The sequence below is a fragment of the Rhodoluna sp. genome, from assembly GCF_049276775.1.
GTDB lineage: Bacteria > Actinomycetota > Actinomycetes > Actinomycetales > Microbacteriaceae > Rhodoluna.
On record NZ_JBASXC010000130.1, the window covers coordinates 1 to 10,420 of the forward strand.

Sequence of the window (10,420 nt, forward strand, 5' to 3'; positions counted from 1 at the left end):
CGATGCGACCGTAGCTGCCTTCCGGGAATGGCAATCCGACCTTGTGTGCGCTGAAGGCATGGACGAGGGAGAAATGGAAGACGGCGCGAAGAGAGTCGGTCGCTGGATAACCGGAGGGGCCGACGTCGCGACAGCGCCTGATCCCTGCCTCAAAGCCCGGTCAGCCGTCTACGCGTGGCCAGAGGGAGTCAGCAAAACCACGGCAACAGAAGTGTGGTTCCACGAGGCCTACCACGGCCTCTCGAATTACTTGATTCGCCAATGCTCCGTAGCCGAAAACCAGCCCGAAGAAAAGTACGAGGGAATCCGTTGGTTTTCTGAAGGGACCGCGGAATACTTCGGCAACTACATGGCAGCAAAGATAGAGGGACGCGACGATTACGTCCAAGTCATCTTGCGCAAGGCATACAACGACTACCGCGGCGACCCGGAGGCGGACTTCAATAACGCCTATTTCCAAGCCGCGGGCATCCAACTCATGATTGAGCGGGGAACCCTCGATGCTGAAAAAGTCAAGGATGGAAGCTACTTCCATGACTGCGCGTACATGGAAACCTTTGATCCCGGACAAGCAGAGCCTCAATACGTTGCCGAGAACTTCGGCCAGATTGTCGAGTCAGGTGGAAGTTACCAATTTAGTGAGGACGCGATCAACGGCTAAGCCGTTGGCTCAGCCACAGGTAGCGCCATGTGCGACCGGGCCTTAGTGGGAAAGTCTTCTGCTCCATCCGCTGAGCTACGAGGGCAGGACTACAGTTTATCGGCTGAGGCTACTTCTCGTTCTCGGTCCGAGATAGCCTCTGGGAAACGTAAACCGGGATGAGTGAAAGCACAATCACAACGGTTGCAACCACGTTCACTACCGATGCCTGGTTGGGTCGAGCCATCTCCGCAAGGATCCAGAGCGGAAGTGTGGTAGTCCCAGGTGGAGCGGTAAAGATGGTCACGACCACTTCATCGAAGCTAAGCGCGAAAGCCAAAAGTGCTCCCGCTGCAAAGGCAGTTCTAAATTGTGGGAAGGTCACCAGTCGGAAGGTCCCCCAAAGGCCCTCGCCAAGATCCATCGAGGCCTCCTGAAGCGATGGGTTCATCCGCTTTAATCTTGCGAAGACGTTATTGAAGACCATCACAATACAAAATGTCGCGTGAGCGACAATCATTCCGAAGTATCCAATCTGGAAACCAGCCGGAGTAAGGAAATTGCTGTAGGTGTTGCTAAAGGCAACACCTGTCACGACACCAGGTAAGGCAATGGGAAGAATAACCAGGAGGTTGACAGTTCCCTTGCCGAAGAACTCATACCTGCTAAGCGCAAAAGCAACCAGTGATCCAAGAACCATCGCGATGGTCATCGCTCCGAACGCAACAATCGTTGAGTTTAGGAGTGCAGTTCTAATCTCCTCAGACTCAAACGCAATTGCCCACCACTTGAACGACCACTCCTGAATTGGCCAGGCTGAAACCTGTCGCTCATTAAAGGCATTCAGGATCAGAACCGAAAGCGGTGCGTACATAAAAATAAGTACGAATCCGACAATGGCCATCAACGACCATCTTGATAGGCGAGAGAATCTAAGCATCTTGGGCTACATCCTCTCCAGTGAACCGGTTCGTCTTGCCACCATCAGATACATGACGACGAAGGCAATTGGCACCATCGAGAAAGCTGCCGCTACCGGTGGGTTTAGATTAATATTCGAGGCAATAATTGACCCAATCATCTGAGTCTTTCCTCCGACAAACCGGGCAGCGAGGTAGTCACCAAGGCTCAACGAGAAAGTAAAGACGCTACCGGCGATAATCGCCGGGGTTATCAATGGCATCACCATCCGAGATACCGTTGCCCAGCCCTTAGCACCAAGGTCAGCTGAGGCATCAAAAAGATTTAGCGGCAACTGTCTAATGGCAGTGAAGACCGGAAGCGCCATGTATGGAAACCACAAGTAGACCAACGTCAGAATTGTCACTGGAATACCAAAACCTGGGCCGCTAATACCGAAAGGATCCATCGCCCAGTTGACTAATCCCTGCTCAGTGAAGGTAAGGCGCATAGCCAAAAGCTTTACAAGATAGCCCGCCCAAAGCGGAAGGGTGATTGCAACAGCCAAGAGATTTCTGACCCAAGGTTTCGCAATCTTGGCCATAAATAATCCAAGAGGAATAGCAAAAGCAACGCAAACCACCGTAACTGCAATTGCAATTCCGAGAGTTCGCATGGAGGTTGCGAAGTAAGCGGGAACGGTAAAGATATTGACAAAATTCTCGATGGTAAACCCGGGAATCACCTTTGAGGTAAAGGGATCAATGAACCAAAAGGCCGTAATAAGAAGTAGGAAAAGCGAAATAATGTAGACCCCAACCAGCCAGGTCATGGGAAGCGCAAGAAGCGCAACCAGCCTGGTGGTGGGTCTTTTGTGAAGGTAAGTAGAAACGGGGCGCTCTGGGGCCTTTTGAATTGCGCTCAATTTCTCACCTGCCTATCAAGAGTTTGAGGGATAAGTTTTTTGAAACTGGTGTTGCCGGGTGGGGTTTTACCCCCACCCGGCAAAGCATTGGAACTAACCCTTAACGGTTACCCAAGCATTGGTCCAGTCTTGGAAGCTGGTGCACTTAACGTCAGTGCGTCCATCAACACACTCCTCAATTGGAGTGGTCCAAGGCCATACCTGATCCCAGAACGCCTCGTCCTCTGCTGCGAACTGGTCACAGTGAGCCTGAGTGTCGGCATCGGTTGCACAGAATGCAATGTTTGCAGGAGCCATACCAAAGTTCATGGCGATTGCTCCGTTAACGCTTGCCTGGCTGGTGTAGTCAATCCATGCATAAGCACAGTTTGAGTTTGGAGAGGTGCTTGAAACCAACCAGGTGTCATACCATCCGGTCGAACCCTCAACAGGAAGTGTGGTCTTCAGGTTGTCCTGAGCCGCAAACTTCTTTAGAACTTCCCAGCTGGTTCCAACTACGGTGTTGCCACCTACGAAGGAAGTGATCTGAGCCACAGCGTCGGACCAGTACTCACCGATGATGGTGTTCTGCTGCTTTAGCAGTTCAACCGCAGCGGCTAGCTGAGTCTCGTCCAGTGCGTAAGGGTTAGTGATGCCAAGCTCTGGCTTGGTGGACATCAAGTACACAGCTGCGTCAGCAATGTAAATTGGTGCGTCATAAGCGGTGATCTTGCCAGCGTATGGGCTGTCGGTTTCCCAAACAATGTCCCAGCTCTCTGGAGTTCCACCGGTTACGTCCTCGTTGTACTGAAGAAGGTTTGCACCACGGCCAATTGGTACACCGTAAGGCTTGCCGTTTACAACGTCATAGATCTGACCCTTCATACCCTCAGCGATTTCATCGCTGAAGTTAGGGATTAGATCCATGTTTAGAGGTGCCACGTCTCCACCAACGATTAGGCGAAGGGCTGCGTCACCTGAAGCCGACACGATGTCGTACTCACCGGTGCGCATAAGGGTGACCATCTCATCGCTGGTACCGGCGTCGCGGTTGTTGACAACGCAACCGGTCTCAGCTGTGAATGGGTCAACCCACTTTGGGTCTACGAAACCGGCCCAGTTAACGATGTTCAGTTGACCTTCGAAGTCACCCAGTTCGGCCTTCATTGGGACATCTGGAACCGTAAGGGTCAGTTCGCCACTTGATGTTGCACAGCCGGATAGCACCAAGGCGCTAGCGGCTAGCACTGCAGGAAGAGCTAGTTTGCTTCTTCTCATTTTGTTCCTCCTCATTATTTAGTTAGGAATCTTGGCGACGTGTTCCTTACGGAAAGAGGCCAATACCCTGTCACCCGCTTCAAGACCTAGGTCTTGTCCCGGTAACTCTTCATTTAATCTGGTAGCAATTATGCGCAGTCCGCCATCGGATTCCAACACGTATAGCGTGTTGGCTCCGGTGTAGGCAACATCCGTAATAGTTGCCCTGACTCCGATTTCGCCTTCAGAAACCTTAGAACTTTCCTTTAGAAGCCTGATTCGCTCCGGCCTTATATTCACCAGCTGATCGGAACCAAATAGCTCTTTTGCGGCGGTTCCTGAAATTAGGTTGGAAACCCCTAAGAAGCTAGCAACAAAAGAAGACGAGGGGCTTTCATACACTTCGCGGGGTGTGCCAATCTGTTCGATCTTTCCCTGATTGAAAACTGCAATCCGATCGCTCATGCGCATGGCTTCTTCTTGATCGTGAGTCACGAAAATAAAGGTGATGCCGGCTTCTCGTTGAATCCTCTTTAGCTCGACCTGCATCTCCTCGCGAAGTTGCTTATCGAGGGCACCGAGGGGTTCGTCAAGAAGTAAAACCTTGGGGCGAAGTACCAAAGCTCTGGCAAGGGCAATTCTCTGTCTCTGTCCGCCGGATAACTGGTGAGGTAGTCGATCCGCTAAGTGCGAGAGCTTGACAGAGTCAATAGCCTCGGAGGCGAGCTTTGCTCGCTCTGCCTTTGGCATCTTTCTCGCACGGAGTCCGTACTCAACGTTTAGCTGGATGGACATGTGTGGGAAAAGTGCGTAGTCCTGAAAGACAGTGTTGACGTCTCTATCGAATGGAGCAAGCTCTGTGACGTGTGAGCCCTCAAGCAGCACCTGGCCGCTCGTAGCAGTTTCAAAGCCAGCAATGATACGAAGAACGGTTGTCTTTCCCGACCCCGATGGACCGAGCATAGAGAAGAACTCCCCTTGCGGGATATCAAGATCTAAGTTTGAAACTGCAGTGACGTCGCCAAAGGTTTTGTTTAGAGACCGAATGCTTACAGCTGGGGTCGTCTCGGTTGAAGAAGATGCCGTTGTGCTCTTCGATGAGCCTTGGTTCAAAATATCACCCAGTCAGTTATTGGAATTCTCGAGCCCAGAGAGCTTCCCCATGGGCTCTCGAACATTTCCTAGCTTACTCTGTCGCCCATAATCGGCTCTCAGAAACAGTCAAGCTAAAGTTTCAGTTCTGTAAAGGTTTCTAACTGAAGGAGTCAGCTATTTTTACCCCGGGCGGCTACCTTCAAAGACCCAACCACCTTTTGGCTCTCAAGTAGGTACACCCGATCAACCAGGTTGACCGCGTTGCAGACATGGTTTGGGGCGACCCGAATCAGGTCGCCAATCTTAGGTAGCTTGCCGCCGGATGCTTTGGTGCCAGCTTTGGGTTTCTTGGTCATTGGAAAAACTACAGTGGCGTGATGCTCTGACAGCGCCTCGATGCGAGCTTCTGGAAAATCCAAGAGCCTGCCGTACCCGGTAGCCCAGGCTGCCTTATCTGCTCCGAGGGTTTTACTGCCCGAATCTAGAATCATGCGGTTGCCGGTTACGCTGACGACTGTTGCGACCGCCCAAAGTGCAACTTCTTTTGCCGCGCAGGTTCCAAGCTCTAGCTGTTGGGCGTCATTGAAAATGTATACACCGGGTCTTAGCTCATTGACAATCGATTTGGTTTTGCCCGAGTTTCGAGCCGACTCGGAAGAAATCCCGGCCGAAGGAGTTGAACCCGAGGAAATAACCTTCGCTTCGATACCAATCTTGGCCATGGCAGTTGCGGCTTCTTTGAGAGCCCTTTGCTCATCGGCCACCGCTTGCTTTGCTCCCTTGGGCCTATAACTGTGACCTGGGAAGGTGAATATACCAACTGGTTCTAGTCCGAGGGATTTGGCCTCAAGAGCAACTTCGCCAGCGCGGTCTGGAAGGCAACCTGATCTGCGATGGCCACTATCAATCTCAACAAGCACTCGGACCCCGGAAAGCCCCTTGGCCAAAGCCTTTGCACCCTCGGCTGAATCTATGGCAAGAGTTAGTTTCACCTTGCGTGAGAGTTTTATAAGTCGCTGGAGTTTGGCTTCGGTCACGAACAAGGGATACGCAATAAAGATGTCTCTGATTCCCTTTTTGGCAAACACCTCAGCCTCGCCAATTGTTGCAACCGAAATTCCAACCGCACCTGCTGCAAGCTGGAGCTTGGCAAGCTCTGGGACCTTATGGGTTTTTACGTGGGGTCGAAGATTGATGCCTGCCTTGGAAGTTTTCTTGGCCATGCGCCCAATGTTTTTGGCAAGCAGATTCTTATCTATTGCCAAATAAGGAGTGTCCGGAGAGAGCTTTCTCATGGCTAAACCTAAGTGGTTCTAGCGTCCCCACTCATAGGGAGGCCCAACCCAAATCAAGAACATAAACAAAGAAACCACAAAAACAATCAGCAACAGGATAAGAAGAATTGGCCTGAAGATGAACCAGCGGAAAGTCTTGTCGAACCAGGTGTTATCTCTAGGGTCTTTGGTTCCCTCAATTCGCCACTCGCCATCCATGAGCTTGTTTCTCTCGAGGTGGCGGTCAAAAGGATAGGTGGCAAAAGGAACTATCGCCAGCACAACCGCCAAGATGGTCCGGCCGATAGCCCAGCGCTGATTAACGGCAACCAGAACAGCCGTTGTCGCATACCCAATGAAGGCAAATCCGTGGGTAGCTCCAGCAATGAAGAAGACATTTGAGGCAATGCCAATTGTCTCTCTAGCGATTATTGCGGCGATCAACATCGCCCAGGTAAACATCTCAATGCGAGCGAAGGTCCCGAATACATCTTTTGGTTTTGCGTCCATCTCTCAAGCCTATTTGTAAAGAACTCCTTTGCCTTGACTTCTAATGCCCGTGGGGGTGACATTTAATCTAGAAAAGAGCCCTGCAAATTTCTAGCGGTTGAAATCACCCTCGTCGTGGCCGTGGTCGCTTGAGCCCCCGGATCCATAGAAAGTTTCAGGGTATGGCGTGCTAGGTGAATAGCCCTCCGGTCCGGAGTGAAAATCGCCCTCGTTCATTTGAGGCTTTCCGACTTGTTTCGAAGGCGGACGCTGAATAGGCAGGTCATAGCTCAATACTTTTTTTAGCCAGTCGATAAATCCCATGCTTAGCTCTTCAACCCCTTCTTTGCTTCGCCCCATAAAAGTCCAACGACGATTGATCCGAAGATAAGGGTAGGTATTACAACCCAGGGCCAGATCTTGTTGAACCAGTAAATCGCTACCTCTAATGTCTTCATGCTCAAAAGCTAGGCCCAGCAACTGACATTCCTGAGACTCCAGGCAGGCGGTTTTTGGGGACTAGTTTCCCCCTTAGATTAGTGACATGAAATCCATCCCCTTGAGGCATAAGCACGAGGCCCTTGGCGCCAGCTTCACCGATTTTGGTGGCTGGGAGATGCCGGTGCGGTATAGCTCAGACCTTGCCGAACACCACGCAGTTAGAGAAGCTGCCGGCCTATTCGATATCTCTCACATGGGTGAGATCTTTATCGAAGGCAAGGACGCGGCTGCTTACTTGGACTTTGCCCTGGTTGGGGCAGCTTCAGAAATTGCTATTGGACGCGCCAAGTACTCCCTGATCTGCAACGAGTCAGGCCGGATCATCGACGACTTGATTGTTTACCGCTTGGGCCAAAACGCATTCCTGGTTGTAGCTAATGCCTCCAACCGAGAAGTTGTAGTTGCTCAAATGGGGCAGCGTGCCAAGGCCTTCGCAGTTGAGGTAAGGGATGAGAGTGATCTCTGGGCCCTTCTTGCAATTCAGGGACCTAATTCAGTTGCAATTCTTTCTGAAATTACAACTTCTCCCCTGGAGGATTTGAAGTACTACGCCATATCCGAAGCGGAGCTCTCTGGTGTTGATTGCCTTTTGGCTAGAACCGGATACACCGGTGAGGATGGCTTCGAGATTTACATCCCCGTGGAATCTGCTGCTTCAGTCATGGACGCAATCTTTGCTGCCGGTAAAGATAAAGGTCTTCTGCCCACCGGCCTTGCCTGCCGAGACACATTGCGACTTGAAGCTGGAATGCCGCTCTACGGTCACGAGATGAACCTTGAGATCAATCCTTTTGAGGCTGGCTTTGGAAAAGTAGTTCGGCTAGATAAGCCAGGAGACTTTGTTGGCAAAGCAGCTCTTGAGAAACTCTCTCAGGTTGCGCCCAGCAAGGTTCTAGTTGGATTAGAAGGTTCGGGCAAGCGAGCTGCTCGTGCAGACTATGAAGTTTTTGTTGAAGTTTCGACTGAGTCAGTTGGCGTGATTACCTCGGGAGCCTTGTCTCCAACGCTTGGTGTTCCAGTTGCCATGGCTTATGTCTCCGCCGATTTTGCCGAACTCGACACGCCTATTAGCGTGGACATCAGGGGTACGCAAACAGCGTTTAGGGTTGTGAAACTACCTTTTTATAAAAGAGCCAAAAACTAGTCAAATCTCAGAGGAAATAAAAAGCATGATCAACCGCGAGGGTCTTCACTACACAAAAGAGCACGAGTGGCTTTCAATCGATGGCGATGTCGCCACCGTTGGAATCACCGAGTACGCAGCCGAAAAGTTGGGTGACATCGTTTTTGTCGACCTTCCAAAGGTTGGCTCCTCTACTACTTATATGAAGATCTGCGGTGAGATCGAATCCACCAAAAGCGTCGGCGAGCTCTACGCTCCGGTTGACGGCGAAATCGTTGAGGTAAACGATGTAGTTTCTGGAAACCCTGAACTTGTAAACCATGACCCATTTGGTGCTGGTTGGCTTATCAAGATTCGTTTCACGGAGCTTCCAGCACTGCTAACCCATGAGGAATACGCCGCACTAACCGGAGAGGGCTAAGTCAAAATTGCTTCCTGAGCACAAAGACTTCAAATATCGTCACATTGGCCCTACCAATCAAGAGCAGCAAGCAATGCTCAAAGAGCTTGGCTACTCATCTTTAGATGAGCTGATGGCAACCGCTCTTCCCAAAGCCATTCAGTTCGAAGGCGACGGAAAGCTGCCAGATCCCTTGTCTGAGCCAGACACGCTCAAGGCGCTTCGCGCCCACGCCAGAAACAACAAGATCACGACCTCTTTGATCGGTCAGGGCTACTACGGAACCTTTACACCTGGTGTAATCAAGAGAAACATTCTTGAGAATCCTTCTTGGTACACCGCCTACACCCCTTACCAGCCGGAGATTTCTCAGGGGCGTCTAGAGGCGCTAATCAATTTTCAGACCATGGTCAATGAACTAACCGGGATGAAAACTGCAAATGCCTCGATGCTTGATGAATCAACTGCTGCGGCCGAAGCAATGCTGCTATCGCGGAGATCTTCAACCAACGAGATGGATGTCTTTTACGTTGACTCTGACGCCATGCCGCAAACCAAGGCCCTACTTGAACACAGAGCAGAGCCGGTTGGAATAAAAATTGCTTATTTCGATGCCTCGAAGGGTGCGGCCGAGCTAACGGGAAACTACTTCGGCGTCATGGTCCAATACCCTGGAGCCTCCGGAAGACTTACCCAGCTAAAACCAATTTTTGACGCAGCTCACTCAGTTGGTGCAATGGCGGTTGCTGTTGCCGACCTCTTGGCACTTTGCCTCATTGAAGCACCAGGAGATGCCGGGGCCGACATGGTGGTTGGAACCACTCAGAGATTTGGTGTTCCGATGGGCTTCGGTGGTCCACACGCTGGCTACCTAGCCGTTCGTGCTGATCTTGAAAGATCTATGCCTGGAAGATTAGTTGGTGTATCACTAGATGCCGATGGTGCTCCGGCTTACCGGTTGACCCTTCAAACTAGAGAGCAACACATCAGGCGCGAGCGTGCAACCTCAAATATCTGTACCGCTCAGGTACTACTTGCCGTCATGGCCGGAATGTTTGCGGTTTACCACGGACCAGAAGGTTTGCGATCAATCGCTCTTGAAGTTCACCTGAAAGCTCAGGCCCTTGCCGATGCCATCCGGGCCGCCGGGCTACAGGTCACCGAAACTGACTTTTTTGACACTTTCCAAGTCACAGGAATTGATGCCAAGGCAATATTTGCCAAGGGTAGGCAGCACGATCTGACAATGAGGGTAGTTGACGATTCAACAATAGGTATTTCTATTGACGAAACCATCAGCCCAGAAATCCTTGACCAAATTGCAGCCGTCTTTGGTGCCAACAAAGTCTCATATGTATACAGCCCATCTGGCAGTCTCAGAGTTGCCGGACTTGACCGAAAGTCAGAATATTTGACCCACTTGGTCTTCAACTCTCACCACTCTGAAACGGCAATGCTTCGCTACCTGAAGCGTCTAGCAGATTTCGATTACGCACTGGATCGCGGAATGATTCCGCTTGGCTCTTGCACGATGAAACTAAACTCCACCACCGAGATGGAAGCGGTCACCTGGCCGGAGTTTTCAAACCTGCACCCCTTCTCGCCCAAGGAAGACATCGAGGGCTACCTTGCCTTGATCTCTGAGCTTGAGGGTTGGCTCTGCGACGTGACGGGGTATGACGCAGTGTCACTTCAGCCAAACGCCGGTAGCCAGGGAGAGCTTGCTGGTTTGATGGCAATTCGTGGTTATCACCTTTCTCGCGGAGATGCCCAGCGCGATGTTTGCCTAATCCCTTCTTCGGCTCACGGCACCAACGCAGCCTCCGCTGTGCTTGCC

General features: G+C 51.3%; 10 protein-coding genes and 1 pseudogene. 4 read left to right on the forward strand and 7 right to left on the reverse strand.

Translation table 11 applies throughout. The features are described from left to right. Nucleotides 1–661 (forward strand): annotated as a pseudogene (locus tag WAO31_RS07250) (hypothetical protein); the annotation flags it as partial. 109 nt (nucleotides 662–770) lie between these two features. On the opposite strand, the gene WAO31_RS07255 reads toward WAO31_RS07250, so the two are convergent. From WAO31_RS07255 to WAO31_RS07285, 7 genes are all read right to left on the reverse strand, one after another. Beyond that, nucleotides 771–1,580: an ABC transporter permease gene (locus tag WAO31_RS07255; protein WP_509591958.1), complete on the reverse strand. Its 810-nt coding sequence runs from the start codon at nucleotides 1,578–1,580 to the stop codon at nucleotides 771–773. A gap of 6 nt (nucleotides 1,581–1,586) precedes the next feature. Continuing rightward, nucleotides 1,587–2,465 carry an ABC transporter permease gene (locus tag WAO31_RS07260; RefSeq protein WP_509591960.1) on the reverse strand — a complete coding sequence of 293 codons (879 nt, stop codon included), beginning with the start codon at nucleotides 2,463–2,465 and terminating at the stop codon, nucleotides 1,587–1,589. A gap of 93 nt (nucleotides 2,466–2,558) precedes the next feature. Then, nucleotides 2,559–3,722 (reverse strand): ABC transporter substrate-binding protein, encoded by a 1,164-nt coding sequence (locus tag WAO31_RS07265; protein WP_509591962.1) that lies wholly within the window; start codon nucleotides 3,720–3,722, stop codon nucleotides 2,559–2,561. 18 nt (nucleotides 3,723–3,740) lie between these two features. Continuing rightward, nucleotides 3,741–4,814, reverse strand: a complete 1,074-nt coding sequence (locus WAO31_RS07270; protein ID WP_509591964.1) for an ABC transporter ATP-binding protein — start codon at nucleotides 4,812–4,814, stop codon at nucleotides 3,741–3,743. Nucleotides 4,815–4,966: 152 nt separating this feature from the next. Beyond that, on the reverse strand, nucleotides 4,967–6,091 hold the full coding sequence (locus tag WAO31_RS07275; RefSeq protein WP_509591966.1) for a D-TA family PLP-dependent enzyme: 1,125 nt from the start codon (nucleotides 6,089–6,091) through the stop codon (nucleotides 4,967–4,969). An 18-nt stretch (nucleotides 6,092–6,109) separates the two neighbouring features. Then, complete coding sequence (locus tag WAO31_RS07280) at nucleotides 6,110–6,580, reverse strand: DUF3817 domain-containing protein (RefSeq protein WP_509591968.1); 471 nt, start codon at nucleotides 6,578–6,580, stop codon at nucleotides 6,110–6,112. 90 nt (nucleotides 6,581–6,670) lie between these two features. Further along, nucleotides 6,671–6,919, reverse strand: a complete 249-nt coding sequence (locus WAO31_RS07285; protein ID WP_509591970.1) for a hypothetical protein — start codon at nucleotides 6,917–6,919, stop codon at nucleotides 6,671–6,673. A 184-nt stretch (nucleotides 6,920–7,103) separates the two neighbouring features. Between WAO31_RS07285 and gcvT the strand changes: the two genes are divergently transcribed. The 3 genes from gcvT to WAO31_RS07300 form a co-directional block, all read left to right on the forward strand. Beyond that, complete coding sequence (gene gcvT, locus WAO31_RS07290; protein ID WP_509591972.1) at nucleotides 7,104–8,204, forward strand: glycine cleavage system aminomethyltransferase GcvT; 1,101 nt, start codon at nucleotides 7,104–7,106, stop codon at nucleotides 8,202–8,204. 25 nt (nucleotides 8,205–8,229) lie between these two features. Next, nucleotides 8,230–8,604 carry a glycine cleavage system protein GcvH gene (gene gcvH / locus WAO31_RS07295; RefSeq protein WP_509591974.1) on the forward strand — a complete coding sequence of 125 codons (375 nt, stop codon included), beginning with the start codon at nucleotides 8,230–8,232 and terminating at the stop codon, nucleotides 8,602–8,604. 7 nt (nucleotides 8,605–8,611) lie between these two features. Beyond that, a partial coding sequence (locus tag WAO31_RS07300) for an aminomethyl-transferring glycine dehydrogenase (protein ID WP_509591976.1) occupies nucleotides 8,612–10,420 on the forward strand: 1,809 nt, incomplete at its 3' end.